Here is a 16,539-nt window from a genome sequence, read left to right as displayed (position 1 = left end):
ATGACCCCTCTCGACTGGAGCCGTATCGACACCGTGTTGTTGGACATGGACGGCACCTTGCTCGACCTGCATTTCGACAACCATTTCTGGCTGGAGTACCTGCCGCAGCGCTATGCCGACCGCCACGGCCAGTCCCTGGCGCTGGCCAAGGCCGAACTGGAGCCGCTGTTTTTCAGCCACCAGGGCAAGCTGACCTGGTACTGCCTGGATTTCTGGAGCGCCGAGCTGGGCTTTTCCATGCGCGAACTCAAGGAGGAGATCGCCCACCTGATCGCCCTGAGACCCGACGCCGACACCTTTCTCGCCGCCCTGCAGCGCGCCGGCAAGCGGGTGGCGCTGATCACCAACGCCCACCGCGATTCCCTGTCGCTGAAGCTGGAGCGTATCGAGCTGGCGCCCTATTTCGACCGGCTGATCAGCTCCCACGACTATGGCTTCCCCAAGGAAGAACAGCAGTTCTGGCATGCCCTGCAGGCCGATTTCGCCTTCGATCCGGCGCGCACCCTGTTCATCGACGACAACCTGCCGGTCCTGCGCAGCGCCCGCGATTACGGGGTCGCCCACCTGCTGGCGATCCACGAGCCAGACAGTCGCCGCGGACCCAAGGACAGCGAGGAATTCGAGGCGGTGCGGGATTATCGCGAGCTGCTGCCGCAGTGACGACTGTCCCCACCGCGGCTCGCTCCCAGGGGGAGAGGGGGCAGAGCGCCCGGAGGTAATCGGTGGATATCAAGCAACTGCGTTTTCTCATCGCCCTGGACGAAACGCGCCACTTCGGCCAGGCGGCGGCGCGCTGCCACGTCACCCAGCCGACCCTGTCCATGCGCCTGCGTGGCCTGGAAGACGAGCTGGGGGTGGAGCTGGTGCGTCGCGGGCAGCGCTTCGAGGGTTTCACCGAGGCGGGTCAGCGCATCCTCGCCTGGGCGCGCACCCTGATGGCCGCCCATGACGGTCTCTATGCCGAGGCCCAGGCCTTCCAGGGGCAACTGGTGGGCACCCTGAGGGTCGGCCTGGTACCGCTGGCCAGCTTCGATCCCATGCCGCTGCTGCAGCACCTGCGCCTTTTGCACCCCAAGCTGCATTTCCAGCTGCAGGTGCTGAGCACCGAGCGCATCCTCGAAGCCGTGGCCAGCAATCGCCTGGAGCTGGGCATCTCCTACCTGGAGCATCTGGATCCGGCGCGCTTCGACAGCCTCACCCTGACCGAGACGCGCATGGGCCTGCTCTATGACGAGCGGCATTTCAGCTTCGACCAGGCCGCGCTGGGCTGGCAGGCGGTGGCCGGATTGCCGCTCGGCCTGCTGACCGGCGCCATGCATTTTCGCCAGTCGGTGGACCACGGTTTTCGCAGTCTGGGGCTGACGCCGCAGCCGGTGCTGGAGACCGACGCCGTCTATCTGCTGCTGCAGGCGGTCAATGCCGGCCTCTGCTGCGCCGTGGTGCCCCTGGCCGGCGGTTTCGACCGCCTCACCCCCCACGCACGGCTGATCCCCATCGACACCGCCCGTACCCTGACGCCCCTGGGCCTGCTCATTCGTCGGACCGAACCCCGACTGGCGGTCGCCGATGCCTGTTTCCAGGCGGTCAAGGCGCTTTACGCCGGGAGTGATAGATAGCGTTTATCAAGGCATCGGTCATAGCGATTAGACGCCCCGGGATGTGCTGGTTAATCTTTGATCTGTGTCAAACCGCCGCAGGTCGTTTTCGCCCATGTCCCAGGAATCGCCAGACCTCGTTGCCGCGCCCCCCGCCGGCTATGCCTTCGCCGAGCTGGAGCAGCCTGCCGTGCGGGGCGAACAGCCGCTGGCCGAGGAGGTGGCGCTGGCCATCGCCTACAATGGCATCAGCCATGCGGTGATGATGGCGACCCCGGCCGACGTGGAAGACTACGTGGTCGGTTTCAGCCTCAGCGCCGGCATCGTCGATGCCATCGACGACATCTATGGCATCCAGGTGCGTCGCGTCGGTGAAGCCCTCAACGTCGACGTCGAGATCAGCAGCCGCACCTTCTGGGCGCTCAAGCAGCAGCGTCGCCAGCTGGCCGGCACCAGCGGCTGCGGCCTGTGCGGGGTCGAGGCCCTGGAGCAGGCGCTGCCGCAACTGGATCGCCTGCGCAAGGTGCGGCTGCCTCCGGCCGCCCACCTGCATGACCTGCGCCAGCGCATCGATGCCGCCCAGGACCTGGGCCAGCGCAGCGGGGCGGTGCATGCCGCGCTGTTCATCGACGGCCAGGGCGAACTGACCCTGTGCCGCGAGGACATTGGCCGCCACAACGCCCTGGACAAGCTGATCGGCGCCCTGCTGCGCCAACGCCAGCCGGTGCGTGAGGGCTGCGTGGTGGTCACCAGTCGCTGCAGTCTCGAGCTCATCCACAAGGCGGTGCGGGCCGGACTCGCCACCCTCATCACCCTGTCGGCCCCCACCGGGCTGGCCGTGGAGTGGGCGCGCCGCCACCGTCTCAATCTGATCCACCTGCCACACCGGTCGCCGCCGCGGGTCTATGCCCCGGCGCCGCTGGCCCCTTGATCCCACGGGAATCGCCATGAACAAACCTCAGCAGTCCTTCAAACCCTATCAAGGCCCCGCCGCCGGCTGGGGCGCCCTGAAGAGCGTGGTGCACTTCTGGCTCGACAGCGGCAACGCCTTCAAGAACCTGCGTACGCTGCTCAAGACCAACCAGGACCACGGCTTCGATTGCCCGGGCTGCGCCTGGGGCGAGGCCCCGGAAAACGGCCTGGTGAAGTTCTGCGAGAACGGCGCCAAGGCGGTCAACTGGGAGGCCACCAAGCGCCGCGTCGATGCCGCCTTCTTCGCCCGCCACAGCGTGACCTCGCTGCTGGAGCAGAGCGACTACTGGCTCGAATACCAGGGCCGGCTGACCGAGCCGCTGCGCTATGACGCGGCCACCGACCGCTATGTGCCCATCGCCTGGGACGCCGCCTTCGCGCTGATCGCCAAGGAGCTCAAGGCCCTGGCCAGCCCCGACGAAGCCGAGTTCTACACCTCGGGGCGCGCCAGCAACGAGGCGGCCTTCCTCTATCAGCTGTTCGTGCGCGCCTACGGCACCAACAATTTTCCCGACTGCTCGAACATGTGCCACGAGGCCAGCGGCGTCGGCCTGGGCCGCAGCATCGGCGTCGGCAAGGGCACCGTGACCTATCACGACCTGGACGAGGCGGATGCCATCTTCGTCATCGGCCAGAATCCCGGCACCAACCATCCGCGCATGATCGAGACCCTGCGCAACGCGGTGAAGCGCGGTGCCCAGGTGGTCTGCTTCAACCCGCTCAAGGAGCGTGGCCTGGAGCGCTTCCAGCATCCGCAGAGTCCGCTGGAGATGCTCACCAACGACTCGCGGCCGACCAACACCGCCTACTTCCGCCCGGCCCTGGGTGGCGACATGGCGGCACTGCGCGGCATCGCCAAGTACCTGCTGCAGTGGGAGCGCGAGGCCGCCGCCAAGGGCGCCAAGCGCATCTTCGACCATGACTTCATCGCCGCCCACACCCTCGGCATGGACGACTACCTGGCCCAGGTCGACGCCACCTCCTGGGAGCTGATCGAGCGCCAGTCGGGGCTGTCGCTGCACGAGATCGAGCAGGCCGCGCGCATGTATGCCCGCGCCGAGAAGGTCATCATCTGCTGGGCCATGGGCATCACCCAGCACCGCCACTCGGTGGCCACGGTGCAGGAGATCGCCAACCTGCAGCTGCTCTGCGGCCACATCGGCCGACCCGGCGCCGGTCTCTGCCCGGTGCGCGGCCACAGCAACGTCCAGGGTGATCGCACCATGGGCATCGACGAGAAGGCCCCGGCCTGGCTCAGCGATGCCTTGGCCAAGCGCTTCGCCTTCGAGCCGCCGCGCCAGCGCGGGCACAACACCGTGGAGGCCATCGCCGCCATGGAGCAGGGCTTGGCCAAGGTCTTCATCGCCCTGGGCGGCAACTTCGCCCAGGCCACCCCGGATACCCCGCGCACCCACAAGGCGCTGCGCAAGTGCCGGCTGACCGTGCACATCGCCACCAAGCTCAACCGCAGCCACCTGGTGACCGGTCAGCAGGCGCTGATCCTGCCGTGCCTGGGGCGTACCGAGACGGACGTGCAGAAGGGCGGCAAGCAGGCCATCACCGTGGAAGACAGCTTCAGCATGGTGCACGCCTCGGCCGGCATCCTGCGGCCGCTGTCGCCGCAGATGAAGTCCGAGCCGGCCATCGTCGCCGGTCTGGCCAAGGCGACCCTGGGCAACCACCCGGTGGACTGGGACTGGCTGATCGAGGACTACGACCGCATCCGCGACCTGATCGCCGACGTCATCCCCGGCTTCCAGGACTTCAATGCCCGGCTGGCCGCCCCTGGTGGCTTCTACCTGGGTAACAAGGCCGGGCGCCGGGAGTGGAACACCCCCACTGGCAAGGCCAACTTCGCCGCCAATGCCCTGCTGCACGACCTGCTGCCGGACGCGGTCCGTCGCCAGGGCATCAAGCCGGACCTGATCCTGCAGACGATGAGATCCCACGACCAGTACAACACCACCATCTACAGCCTCGACGACCGCTATCGCGGCGTGAAGGGCCAGCGCGACGTGGTCTTCGTCAACCAGGCCGATCTGGATCGCCTGGGCGTGGCCGCCGGCGAGAAGGTGGATCTGGTCGCCCTGTGGGACGACGGCATCGAGCGCCGGGTCCGCGGCTTCACCGCGTTGCCGTTCGACATCCCGGTCGGCCAGGCCGCCGGCTACTACCCGGAGACCAATCCGCTGGTGCCCCTGGAGAGCTACGGCGAGGGCAGCTTCACGCCCACCTCCAAGTTCGTCGCCATCAAGGTCGAGAAGGCCAGCGCCGGCAACCGCATCGCCTCGGTTGCCTGAGGCCTTCCCGGAAATGAAAAAAGCCGTCGCGAGACGGCTTTTTTCATGGCGCGGTGATCACTGCAGGGTGAAGAGTACCTTCACCTTGTCGGTGACCGCGGCCTTGTCCACATAGCCGATGGCGTCGGCTTCGCCGGCCACCTGGGCGACCACGGCGTCGTCGCCGGCCACGCTGGGCAGTGGCTGGCCCTTGCCGGTGAACACCAGACCGGACCAGTAGGACTTCAGCTGGGCTTCGTTCTTGTTGGCGACCTTGGCATAGAAGGTCTCCTTGGTGGCCGACCAGTCCTTCTGGTCGACGCCCTTGAGCGACTTGTCCTTGCCCAGGAAGATGTTGGCTACTACATCCTGGCTGGGCGTCTTGGCGGTGGCCGGATTGACGATCACGGCGACTTCGGCGTGGACCAGGCTGACGCTGAACAGCAGGGCGGCGCCGGTGAGCAGGCGGAGAGAACTCATGGGCGGATTCCTTAGAAGATGAAGTCGAGGCCGATGCTGATGATGTCGCCGTCGAAGTTTCGCGTCGGCGCGCCGAAGCGACCGCCGCTGCGGTCATAGACGGCATTGGCGATGGTCTCGCTGTCGGTGGTGACGAAGGCGCCGCTGTAGCCGCCCCGGGTGTCTACGCGCTTGTACTCGCTCTTGAGCACCAGGCTCGGGGTGATGTTGTAGTTCAGGCCATAGGTCCAAGAGCTCTGGCGACCGGCGCGTTCTTCATCCTGCTGGGCATAGGTGACATGGGCCAGGAAGTCGCCGAAGCGGCGGCCGGCCATGAGGTAGAAGGCGTTGCTGCTGCCCTGGTTGTCACCCTCGATGACGCGGCGGGTCCATTCGTTGCTGGTCAGCCAGGTGCCGTTGTCGTACTGGTAGCCGAGCGAGGTGAATTTGCCCTTCTGCTCGTCGAGGGTCAGCAACGGGTAGTGCAGATCGATGCTGGACTCGGTGTAGGCCAGGCGCACGGTGCCGTAGTCGTTGGTCGCCAGGCTGACGTTGGCCGCGGCGATGCGCTTGTAATCGATGTCGTAAAGGTCGTCGTTGATGAAGTAGTTGCGATTGACCGCCTGGCCACCGCTCACCTGGAAATTCAGGGTGCCGAAGGCGACCGGCAGACTCCAGAGGGCGTCGGCGCCTTCGTAGTTGGAGACCTGCACCTGGCTGTAGACCTCATCGGGTAGGCGCAGCCAGGGGTAGGTGATGCCCACGTCCAGGGTCTCGGAATACATGAACACCGGCGTGCGCAGGCGACCGGCGCGGAAGGTCAGGTTGTCGGTGGCGTGGAAGGCCAGATAGGCCCATTCCAGGTTGGCCTTCCACTGGTCCTGCTCGGCCTTCGCAGTGACCTGCACGGTGGCGTCCAGCTTGTCGGTCAGGCCGTACTGGAGCTGACCGCCCAGCTTGCTCAACTGATCGCCGCGCCAGTGATCGTTGGTCTGGCCGTTGATGCCGAAGCTGCGGCCATCGTCTTCGCCGCCCAAATGGGTGATGCCGGCGGTGCCGAAGCCGTTGAAGCGGTAGTCACCCTGGTCGAGGGCGAGCGCGGATCCCGCGCAGGTGAAGGCCGCGCCGAAGGCGAGCAGACGTGCAAAAGCCATGGAAGTGCTCCTAGGTGGTTCTTGGTATAGGGATAGCTAGATGCGGAAGCGCGAGGTCGCCTGCCGCAGATCAGTGTCGACCACCACCAGTTGCTCGCCCATGCGGGCGGTGGCGGTGGTGCTGTCCGCACTGGACTGGGTATCGCTCTGCAGGCGTCGGGTGTCGCTGCTGATCGAGTCGGAAAGGCTCAGCTGCTCGCCGGTGAGCAGGGCGATCTGAGCGTTGTAGTCGTTGATGCGCGCCACGGCCTGGGCGATGCCTTCGAGCATGGCGGTGGCGGCCTGGGAGCTGCTGGCGCTCACCTGGGCCTGGGTGTGACTGCCCTGCATGGCCTGCAACACACGCTGGGCGTTGCTCTGCAGGCGCTCGATGATCTGCTGGATCTCGGCAGTGGAGCGTGCGGTCTTCTGGGCCAGATTGCGGACCTCGTCGGCCACCACGGCGAAGCCGCGGCCCTGTTCACCGGCGCGTGCGGCCTCGATGGCGGCGTTGAGCGCCAGCAGATTGGTCTGCTCGGCGATGGACTTGATCACGTCCAGCACCAGGCCGACCTGGCGAGTCTCCCGTTCCAGCTCCTGCATGGATTCGGCCGACTGGCGCACGCTGTCGTCCAGTTCGCCCATGTTGCGCGACAGCTGGCCGATGCTGGTGCGGGCGGCGGCGGATTGCTCGGCTGCGGCGGAGGCCTGGTCGGCGGCCTCGCGCGAGCGGTCGGCCACCTCGTGCAGGTTGGTGTTCATGGTCTGGATGTCGCGGCCGATGGATTCGGTGTGGCCCTGCTGGGAGCGGGCGTTGTTCTCCACCGTCTGGGTGAGGCGATAGAGTTCGCCGGAAACCTGGCCCAGCGGATGGGCGGCGTCGACGATGGCCTTGATGGTGCTCTGCAGCTGATCGAGAAAGACATTGAACAACGCGGTCATCTGGCCGATCTCGTCCCGTGAGCCCACCTGCAGGCGGCGGGTGAGATCGCCATCGCCTTCGGCGATGGCGCGCAGCGAGGCGATCACCTCGCGGATGCTGCCGAGCACGCTGCGGATGGTCAGCACGGCGGCGCCAGCCAGGAACACCACCAGCAGCAGACTCAGCCAGATGCCGACCCGGGTGGTCTTGCCGTTCTGGTCCCGGGCCTGGGCCAGGGTCTGCTGGAAGTCGGTGTAGGCATGGCTGCGCAGGGTGGTGCCCAGTTGCTGGGCGGCGGCAAGATCCGAAGCCATGCGGTCCAGGTTGGGGCGCAGGGAGTCGAAGGAGCCACTGCCCTTGATCAACTGCTCGGAGGCGCCCAGGGCGTTGTCCACGTAGCGGTGAATGCCCTGGCGCCACGCGGAGATTTCTTCGTTGCGCGCCGAGGTCCGACGGGTGAGCTCGCTCATTTCCTGCAGGCGGCTGTCGATGGCGTCGACCACCGTGCGGGCCTCGCCCAGGGTTTCCAGTTCGCTGGCGGTCACGGCGCTGTTGAACAGCCCGGGCAGACGGGAAAACTGGAAGAGTACGACGTCGGTCTTTTCCAGCAGCGGATAGCTGTGGTTCTCCAACTGGTCGAGGCGTTGATCGTTGCCGGCCAGTTGCGATGAGGTGTAGGCCACGTAAAGCAGCAGGCCCAGCAGAGCGGCGGCGGGCAGCAGCGAGAGCTTGAGCGTGAGCGACAGATTACGAAACATCAACACCTCGAAAACCATGGGCAGTAGCAAGCGTCGAGGTGTGGTGCCTGTTTTGAATGAAGGCTTGCCAGTGGTCATATCCTGACCGATCACCGCGTCCCGTTGGCTTCGCGAGTGCGAACAAGCGAAGCCGTCACATTTTCGACATATGCCTGTAAAACTTAAGACGACTAACCCTTATTGCGATTATTGGCGATGGACGTTGCGAAAGCTGGTACAGGCGGTCAAGGTCCGAGTTCTAGACTGATGAGTCGGGCCATGACCTCTCCGTTTCCTCAGATGGAACACTGGCTGAAGGCAGATGCCGAACGCTTGCTGCTGCGTGTGGCCGCTGACCTGCACCTGCCGGGCGCCTGGCTGGTGGCCGGCTTCGTGCGCAGTCTGGCCTGGGATCGGCGGCATGGCCATGCCGAGTCGACGCCACTGGCGGATCTGGACGTCATCTATTCGATGCGGCCGGCTGCCGCCGCGAGCGAGACAGGGAAGTCGAAGCGGCGCCGGGATTGCCCTGGTCGGTACGCCATCAGTCGGTCATGCATCTTCGCAACGATGACGCTCCCTATGCCGACAGCCTGGATGCCCTGCGCTTCTGGGTCGAAGTGGCGTCCGCACTGGCGCGCGTCTGACCGTGGCGGGCGCTATCGAGGGGGCCAGTCCCTTCGCTCAGGAGGGGCCCTTCGCCCTGCGCCTCACCCCCAATCCCTGCGTCCTCGACCCGAGGCCTTTCGCCAACGTCTGGCCACCAAGGGCTGGTGCGAGCGCTGGCCGCGACTGCAGGTGCAAGAGCCCGGATCGCGGCGAGGCGCCTGGCCTATCCGACCTTGAAACGTGCCGACAACTCTTGCAGCTGCAGGCTAAGGCGTGCGAGTTCGCCGCTGGAGCGGGCGGTTTCCTCGCTGGCGGCGGCGGTCTGGTCGGTTACCTCGTGCACCTTGACCACGCTACGGCTGATGTCCTCCCCGGCCGAACTCTGCTGCTCGACCGCGGCGGCGATCTGCTCGTTCATGGACTCGATCTCGCCTACCGCAGTGCTGACGCTGCCGAGCATGGCCCCGGCCTGGCGGGTCAGCTCGACGCTGCTGGTGGTCAGCTGGATATTGCGGTCGAGCGCGGCGCTCATTTGGTCGGTGCTGCCGTGCAGGCTGCCGATCAGGGTAGCGATTTCGTCGGTGGAGGAGCGGGTTCGTTGGGCCAGGCCGCGCACCTCGTCGGCCACCACGGCGAAGCCGCGACCCGCTTCGCCCGCGCGGGCGGCCTCGATGGCGGCGTTGAGCGCCAGCAGGTTGGTCTGCTCGGCGACCGCCTTGATCACGTCCAGAACCCCGCCGATGCGGTCGGCGTCCTGCTTGAGCGACGCCATGGTGGCCTGGGTGGTATCCACTTCCCGGGCGAGGTCTTCGATCTGGGTGACCACCTGGCCGACCGCCTGGTCGCCCTGGCGGGTCTTGAGCGCCGCTTCGCGCGCGGCCACCGAGGCTTGGCCAGCATTGCGCGCCACCTCGGCGATGGTGGCGGTCATCTGATGCATGGCGGTGGCGATCTGTTCGGTCTCGACCTTCTGCGCCGACGCACCGGCCCGGGTCTGCTCGGTGATGGCGGAGAGTTCTTCGGCCGCGCTGGCCATCTGCACAACGCCGTCGCGGAGTTCGCTGATGAGCGCGCGGAGGTTTCCCGTCATCCGTTGCATGGTGCTCTGCAGTAGGCCGAGTTCGTCCTGGCGCGTGACCGCGACCTGCACGCTCAGATCGCCGCTGGCGACCTGTTCGACCAGGCGTATCGTCTCGCGCAAGGGGGTGACGATGGAGCGGGTGATGAGCCAGGCCGTGGCCAGGCTGAGCGCGATGACGGCGAGCAACCAGCCCAGCAGCGAGTACTGTGCATTCTGCATGTCGGCCTGACGTAGCTCACCCTGCAAGGCCTTGAGCTCGTCGGTGATATCGAGCAACTTCTGGATGGCTTGGTCGAGGCTCTTGCGGATCTGGACGGCCTTGGTCTGGAGCTCGACCCGGTGCTCGAAGTACTGGGCAAAGGCCTCGATCTGGCCTTGCAGCGCCTGGAGTTGTTCTGCGGGCAGGAAAGCAGCCACATTTTTGAGCTCAGCATGGACCTGGTCGAAGCTCTGCCTGGCACGCTGCTGTTGATTGGCGGTGGGGCTGGCCCGGTAGGCGCGCAATTCCAGGCGCATCCGCTGACTGGCCGCGAAGAGTTCACTGAGTTGCTGCTGGGCTTCCGGGAGGGCCGCCTCCCGTTGGGCGCCGACCAGGCTCTTGAGGCGGTCAGTGAGTTGCTCGCCGATCTGGGTTCCTGTCTCGCGACTCTTGGTCTGTTCTGCTGAGAGGTCCACGCTGTCCTGCTGCAGTGCACGGTAATGCTTGAGTTGCTCCTGAGCCCGCTGGAGGACGTTCTGGATGCGTGGGGCTTTCGCGCTCGCAGCGACGCTTTGCAGCTCAGCTGCGAGACGGTCCGTAGACTTGACCCACTGAGCGGCCTGCTCAGGGGTGTCGTCGAGGGCGAACGCCTGGCTTTCGATGCGCATGTCCCGGCTATAGAAACCCAATAGATTCATGGACTCTATTCGGCCGCTGCGCCTGTTCAAGGATTCGATGCCACCCCAGCCGCTATAGGCGATCAGCAGGGTAGGAATGATGAGCAAGGTGAAGCCCAGGAACAGCTTCGAACGGACACTGATGTTTTTCAATTGCATGACAAAGCCTTGGCCGCACTAGCGCAGTCGATAAAGAAGTAAGTTATTTAGATCTTCAATAAGTAGAGAAATTGTGAGTCGTGTCAACAAATTTTATTTTCTAGTATTATTAATTTGGTTTTTAGTTTGGTCGACGGTTGCTTTGATCTTTTCTATCGAGGCTAAACTCAGCGTTGGTAAGGTTTTTCAAATTTCCTAGTTTGCCTTGTTCAATTAATAGTACTTCTATATAAATGATGAACTATATTGGTTCAGTACGGGGCGCCAGGGGGCGAGCCGGCGATCGGCTCGTGCTTCGTGGTGGCTCTGATCGAACCCTGTGAAGCCGCTGGACTCGATAGAGGGTGTCTCGTCCTCTTCTCCGACAAGGAATCCAATGTCCCTCTCGGATCGCCGCCGTGCCTTTCTCCAGCATCCGGGCTTTTCGCGCCTGTTCGCACCGGGTCGGCTGACCCTGGGTTTTCTGTTGCCACTGGAAGGCTATCCCGACGATCCCATGCCGACCCTGCGCGACCACGCCCGGCTGGCACGGATGGCGGATCAGTTGGGCTTCGCCGCGCTCTGGGCACGTGACGTGCCCTTCTACGACCCCGGCTTCAACGACGCCGGCCAGGTGTTCGAGCCCTTCACCTACCTTGGCTATCTGGCCGGCATCACTCAGCACCTGACTCTGGCCACCGGCAGCGCCGTCATCACCCTGCGCCATCCCGTGCACCTGGCCAAGATGGCGGCTTCGGTCGACCAGCTCAGCGACGGTCGTCTGGTGCTGGGGGTGGCCTCCGGTGATCGGCCGGTGGAATACCCGGCGTTCGGCCTGGAGAGTGAGTTCGAACGGCGCGGCGAGCGCTTTCGCGATGCCTTCGAGATGTTCCGCCTGGCGGGCGAGACAAATTTCCCCTTAGGCAAGTTTCGCCGCTTTGGTGATCTGCAGGGCGTGGCCGACCTGGTGCCCAAACCAGTGCATGGCCGCATCCCGGCGCTGGTCACCGGGCGCAGTCGGCAGACGGTGGACTGGATCGCCGCCAAGGCCGATGGCTGGTTCTACTACTTCGTGCCCGCCGAACACGTCCCGGCCCTGACCAAGGTCTGGCGCGCGGCGCTGGACGAGATTGGCGGGCGCGAGTTGTTCAAGCCCTTCGCTCAGGGGCTGTTCTTTGAACTGGCCAGCGATCCGTTTCAGCCGCCACGGCTCATCCATGCCGGACTGTCCTGCGGGCGGCGAGCGCTGGTGGACTACCTCGGGCAGCTGCAGGAAGCAGGGGTCAACCACCTAGCCCTCAACCTGCGCCCCTCGCGGCGCCCGGTCAGCGAAGTGGTCCAGGAACTGGGCGAATTCGTGCTGCCGCACTTTCCGTCGCTGGTCTAGCGCCACCGCCTCGGTGTGAAGCCAGGTAACACTTGCCAGGCTAACGATCTGTCTTCGTCCTTTTTCGTCTGGCGGGCTCCCCTGTGGTAAGGGTTCAACCCGGTAGCAACCCTTGGCCTGATCTCTGCATAGCTTTGCGTTCTGTTACCGGCTTTAGGTGCAACCGGATCGACGGTAGAACCTTGAGGGTTGCACCTGGTTGCACTTTTATTTCGGGTGGCGCTAAGCTGCGCCGAATTTCGACGCCTTCTGCTTGAGGATCTGCGCATGGCCACCACCACCACCCTGGGCGTAAAGCTCGACGAAGCCACCCGCGATCGCCTCAAGGAAGCCGCGCGCCGTATCGATCGAACGCCCCATTGGCTGATCAAGCAGGCCATCTATACCTATCTGGAAACCTTGGAAAGCGGTGCGACCCTGGCGGATCTGCAGGGCATCGCCCAGCGTCTGGCCGAGGGCGACAACGAAGCCGTCGAGGCCCTGGCCGATCCGGTCTACCAGCCCTTCCTGGAATTCGCCGAGAGCATCCTGCCGCAGTCCGTGCTGCGCTCGGCCATCACCGCCGCCTATCGCCGGCCGGAAGAAGAGCTGCTGCCACTGCTGCTGGAACAGGCGCGCCTGCCCACGGCCCAGGCCAAGGCTACCCATGAATTGGCCCATCGCATCGCCGAGAAGCTGCGCAACGCCAAGGGTGCAACCGGGCGCTCCGGAATGGTGCAGAGCCTGCTCCGCGAATTCTCGCTGTCGTCCCAGGAGGGCGTGGCCCTCATGTGCCTGGCCGAAGCCCTGCTGCGCATCCCCGACAAGGGCACCCGCGATGCCCTGATCCGCGACAAGATCAGCACCGGCAACTGGCAGCCGCACCTGGGCAACAGCCCCTCGCTGTTCGTCAACGCCGCCACCTGGGGCCTGCTGCTGACCGGCCGCCTGGTCTCGACCCATAACGAAGCTGGCCTCACCAGCTCGCTCAATCGCCTCATCGGCAAGAGCGGCGAGCCGGTGATCCGCAAGGGCGTGGACATGGCCATGCGCCTGATGGGCGAGCAGTTCGTCACCGGCGAGACCATCGCCGAGGCCCTGGCCAACGCCAGCAAGTTCGAGGCGAAGGGCTTTCGCTACAGCTACGACATGCTCGGTGAAGCCGCCCTGACCGAGGCCGACGCCCGCCGCTATCTGGCCTCCTACGAGCAGGCCATCCACTCCATTGGCAAGGCCTCCCATGGTCGCGGCATCTACGAAGGTCCCGGCATCTCCATCAAGCTGTCGGCGCTGCATCCGCGCTACAGCCGCGCCCAGTACGACCGGGTGATGAGCGAGCTCTACCCGCGCCTGCTGGAGCTGACCCTGCTGGCCAAGCGCTACGACATCGGCCTGAACATCGACGCCGAGGAAGCCGATCGCCTGGAGATCTCCCTGGATCTGCTGGAGCGCCTGTCCTTCGAGCCGCAACTGGCCGGCTGGAACGGCATCGGCTTCGTCATCCAGGCCTACCAGAAGCGTTGCCCGCTGGTGATCGACTACCTGATCGACCTGGCCAAGCGCAGCCGTCGCCGCCTGATGATCCGGCTGGTCAAGGGCGCCTACTGGGACAGCGAGATCAAGCGCGCCCAGGTGGAAGGCCTGGAGGGCTATCCGGTCTATACCCGCAAGGTCTACACCGACGTGGCCTACCTGGCCTGTGCCCGCAAGTTGCTGGCCGCGCCGGAATCCATCTACCCGCAATTCGCCACCCACAATGCCCACACCCTGGCGGCCATCTACCAGCTCGGCGGGCAGAACTACTACCCCGGCCAGTACGAGTTCCAGTGCCTGCATGGCATGGGCGAGCCGCTGTACGAGCAGGTGGTGGGCAGCGTCAAGGACGGCAAGCTGGCGCGTCCGTGCCGTATCTATGCCCCGGTGGGCACCCATGAGACGCTGCTGGCCTACCTGGTCCGCCGCCTGCTGGAAAACGGCGCCAACACTTCCTTCGTCAACCGCATCGCCGACCACTCCATCTCCCTGGACGAGTTGGTGGCCGATCCGGTGGTGCAGATCGAGCAGCAATCCGCCAACGAAGGCGCCATCGGCCTGCCGCATCCGCGTATTCTCCATCCCAGCGCCCTCTACGGCGCCGAGCGCTGCAATTCCAGCGGCCTGGACCTGTCCAGCGAACACCGTCTGGGTTCGCTGTCGGCGGCGCTGCTGGCCAGTGGCAACACCGCCTGGGAAGCCCGGCCGCTGCTGGGTCGTGCCAGCGAGCCGTCGATTGCGCAGCCGGTACTCAATCCGGCCGATCGCCGCGATCGCGTCGGCCAGGTCAGCAACGCCACCCGCGCCGATGTCGACATCGCACTGGAAGAGGCCCTGGCCGCCGCGCCCATCTGGCAATCCACGCCGCCGGAGCAGCGCGCCGCGGCCCTGGATCGCGCCGCCGAACTGATGGAGGCGCAACTTCAGCCGCTGATGGGCCTGCTGGTGCGTGAGGCCGGCAAGACTTACGCCAACGCCATCGCCGAGGTGCGCGAGGCGGTGGACTTCCTGCGCTACTACGCCGCCCTGGTACGCCGTGACTTCGCCAACGACAGCCACCGCCCGCTGGGCCCGGTGGTCTGCATCAGCCCCTGGAACTTCCCCCTGGCCATCTTCAGCGGCCAGATCGCCGCGGCCCTGGCCGCCGGCAACACCGTACTGGCCAAGCCGGCCGAGCAGACGCCGCTGATCGCCGCCCAGGCCGTGCGCCTCCTGCTGGAAGCCGGCATCCCCGAGGGCGTGCTGCAACTGCTGCCGGGCGAGGGCGCCACCATCGGCGCCGCCCTGGTCAACGATGTGCGGGTCAAGGGCGTGATGTTCACCGGCTCCACCGAGGTGGCCCAGATCCTGGCGCGCAACATCGCCGGACGGCTGGACGCCCAGGGCCGACCGATCCCGCTGATCGCCGAGACCGGTGGCCAGAACGCCATGATCGTCGACTCCTCGGCCCTGGCCGAGCAGGTGGTGGCCGACGTGGTCGCCTCCGCCTTCGACAGCGCCGGTCAGCGTTGCTCAGCCCTGCGCGTGCTCTGCGTGCAGGAGGACGTGGCCGATCGCGTACTGGAAATGCTCAAGGGCGCCATGGCGGAATGTCGTCTGGGCAACCCGGAGAACCTGGCCATCGACATCGGCCCGGTGATCGACGGCGAGGCCAAGGCCACCATCGACAAGCACATCCAGGCCCTGCGCGGCAAAGGCCGTCGGGTACACCAGGGCGGGCGGGTGGAAGGCGATGCCATCCACCGCGGCACCTTCGTCATGCCCACCCTGATCGAGCTGGAGAGCCTGGCCGAGCTGGGTCGCGAGGTCTTCGGGCCGGTGCTCCACGTGGTGCGCTATGGTCGCAAGGACCTGGACCAGGTCATCGACCAGATCAATGCCACCGGTTACGGCCTGACCTTTGGCGTCCACACCCGCATCGACGAGACCATCGCCAAGGTGGTGGAGCGCGCCCATGCCGGCAACCTCTACGTCAACCGCAACATGGTCGGCGCGGTGGTCGGGGTACAGCCCTTCGGCGGCGAAGGCCTTTCCGGCACCGGTCCCAAGGCCGGTGGCCCGCTGTACCTCTATCGCCTGCTCAGCACCCGACCGGATGGCGATCCCGCCGTGGCCCTGGCCAAGGGCAGCACCGGTGAGACCGAATGGCAGGTGCGCGATGCGCTGCGCCAGCAGGCCGGCAATCCGCTGGGTGCCCTGCACGACTGGGCCAAGCAGCAAGGCCTGGGCGAGCTGGAACAGGCCTGCCTGAGATTCGCCGAGGAATCCCTGAGCGGCCTGACCCGCCTGCTGCCGGGCCCGACCGGCGAGCGCAACAGCTACAGCCTGCTGCCGCGCAGCCGAGTGCTGTGCCTGGCGGCCGACGACAGCGATCTGTTGCTGCAACTGGCGGCGGTCATGGCGGTGGGCAGCACGGCCCTGGTCGAGGAAGCCCACAAGGCGACCCTGACGCGCCTGCCGCACGCCGTGCGCTCGCGGGTGCAGGTAGCGGCCGACTGGCGCAAGGACGAAGTCGCCTTCGAAGCGGTCCTGCACCACGGTGATTCGGATCAACTGCGCCAGGTCTGCCAGCAGGTGGCCAAGCGCAATGGACCCATCGTCGGCGTCCAGGGCCTGGCCCGTGGCGAGACCGCCATTCCGCTGGAGCGCCTGCTCATCGAGCGCGCCTTGAGCGTGAATACGGCAGCGGCCGGTGGCAACGCAAGTCTGATGACCATTGGCTGAGGGATCGTCGAGCTGGGCTGAATGCAGCGAAGTCCGACATTCGTGTATCCGTTGGGCCTCGACAGTGAGCTGTCTTAGCCCAACTTACCGGGCTGCTCGAACTCGTACCTTGAGT

Annotated in this window: 11 protein-coding genes and 2 pseudogenes; 8 read left to right on the top strand and 5 right to left on the bottom strand. The window is 65.7% G+C overall.

All coding sequences use genetic code 11. From position 1 onward, the window contains the following. The 4 genes from yrfG (at position 1) to RCF34_RS11775 (ending at position 4,867) form a co-directional block, all read left to right on the top strand. Complete coding sequence (gene yrfG, locus RCF34_RS11790; protein WP_308708339.1) at positions 1-660, top strand: GMP/IMP nucleotidase; 660 nt, start codon at positions 1-3, stop codon at positions 658-660. Positions 661-722: 62 nt separating this feature from the next. Then, positions 723-1,616, top strand: coding sequence for a LysR family transcriptional regulator (locus tag RCF34_RS11785; protein ID WP_308708338.1), 894 nt, complete (start codon positions 723-725; stop codon positions 1,614-1,616). Between the two features lie 94 nt (positions 1,617-1,710). Continuing rightward, entirely contained in the window at positions 1,711-2,526 is an 816-nt protein-coding gene (gene fdhD, locus RCF34_RS11780; RefSeq protein ID WP_308708337.1) for a formate dehydrogenase accessory sulfurtransferase FdhD, read from the top strand. Positions 2,527-2,542: 16 nt separating this feature from the next. Then, positions 2,543-4,867, top strand: coding sequence for an FdhF/YdeP family oxidoreductase (locus RCF34_RS11775; protein WP_308708336.1), 2,325 nt, complete (start codon positions 2,543-2,545; stop codon positions 4,865-4,867). 57 nt (positions 4,868-4,924) lie between these two features. On the opposite strand, the gene RCF34_RS11770 is transcribed toward RCF34_RS11775, so the two are convergent. The 3 genes from RCF34_RS11770 to RCF34_RS11760 are packed head-to-tail and all read right to left on the bottom strand — an operon-like array spanning position 4,925 to position 8,118. Continuing rightward, on the bottom strand, positions 4,925-5,326 hold the full coding sequence (locus tag RCF34_RS11770; RefSeq protein ID WP_308708335.1) for a phosphate ABC transporter substrate-binding protein: 402 nt from the start codon (positions 5,324-5,326) through the stop codon (positions 4,925-4,927). An 11-nt stretch (positions 5,327-5,337) separates the two neighbouring features. Then, entirely contained in the window at positions 5,338-6,459 is a 1,122-nt protein-coding gene (locus tag RCF34_RS11765; RefSeq protein ID WP_308708334.1) for a hypothetical protein, read from the bottom strand. A 36-nt stretch (positions 6,460-6,495) separates the two neighbouring features. After that, complete coding sequence (locus RCF34_RS11760; RefSeq protein ID WP_308708333.1) at positions 6,496-8,118, bottom strand: methyl-accepting chemotaxis protein; 1,623 nt, start codon at positions 8,116-8,118, stop codon at positions 6,496-6,498. A 195-nt stretch (positions 8,119-8,313) separates the two neighbouring features. Between RCF34_RS11760 and RCF34_RS11755 the strand changes: the two are divergent. Then, positions 8,314-8,565, top strand: a pseudogene (locus RCF34_RS11755) (nucleotidyltransferase family protein); the annotation flags it as partial. 86 nt (positions 8,566-8,651) lie between these two features. Beyond that, positions 8,652-8,744 (top strand): hypothetical protein, encoded by a 93-nt coding sequence (locus RCF34_RS11750; RefSeq protein WP_308708332.1) that lies wholly within the window; start codon positions 8,652-8,654, stop codon positions 8,742-8,744. A gap of 185 nt (positions 8,745-8,929) precedes the next feature. Here RCF34_RS11750 and RCF34_RS23025 read toward each other — a convergent pair whose 3' ends face one another. Both RCF34_RS23025 and RCF34_RS23020 read right to left on the bottom strand, forming a co-directional pair. Then, positions 8,930-9,646, bottom strand: a complete 717-nt coding sequence (locus tag RCF34_RS23025; RefSeq protein ID WP_374941188.1) for a methyl-accepting chemotaxis protein — start codon at positions 9,644-9,646, stop codon at positions 8,930-8,932. A 141-nt stretch (positions 9,647-9,787) separates the two neighbouring features. Beyond that, positions 9,788-10,822 (bottom strand): annotated as a pseudogene (locus tag RCF34_RS23020) (methyl-accepting chemotaxis protein); the annotation flags it as partial. A gap of 376 nt (positions 10,823-11,198) precedes the next feature. Between RCF34_RS23020 and RCF34_RS11740 the strand changes: the two are divergent. Together RCF34_RS11740 and putA are read left to right on the top strand one after the other, a co-directional pair. After that, positions 11,199-12,188 carry an LLM class oxidoreductase gene (locus RCF34_RS11740; protein ID WP_308708330.1) on the top strand — a complete coding sequence of 330 codons (990 nt, stop codon included), beginning with the start codon at positions 11,199-11,201 and terminating at the stop codon, positions 12,186-12,188. A 267-nt stretch (positions 12,189-12,455) separates the two neighbouring features. Then, complete coding sequence (gene putA, locus RCF34_RS11735) at positions 12,456-16,424, top strand: trifunctional transcriptional regulator/proline dehydrogenase/L-glutamate gamma-semialdehyde dehydrogenase (protein ID WP_308708329.1); 3,969 nt, start codon at positions 12,456-12,458, stop codon at positions 16,422-16,424. The last annotated feature ends 115 nt before the right edge of the window (positions 16,425-16,539 follow it).

The sequence above is a fragment of the Pseudomonas sp. 102515 genome (genome assembly GCF_031085165.1).
Lineage (GTDB): Bacteria > Pseudomonadota > Gammaproteobacteria > Pseudomonadales > Pseudomonadaceae > Chryseomonas.
The sequence above is the reverse complement of the archived record's forward strand: the minus strand, read 5'-3'. Positions and strand labels throughout refer to the sequence as shown.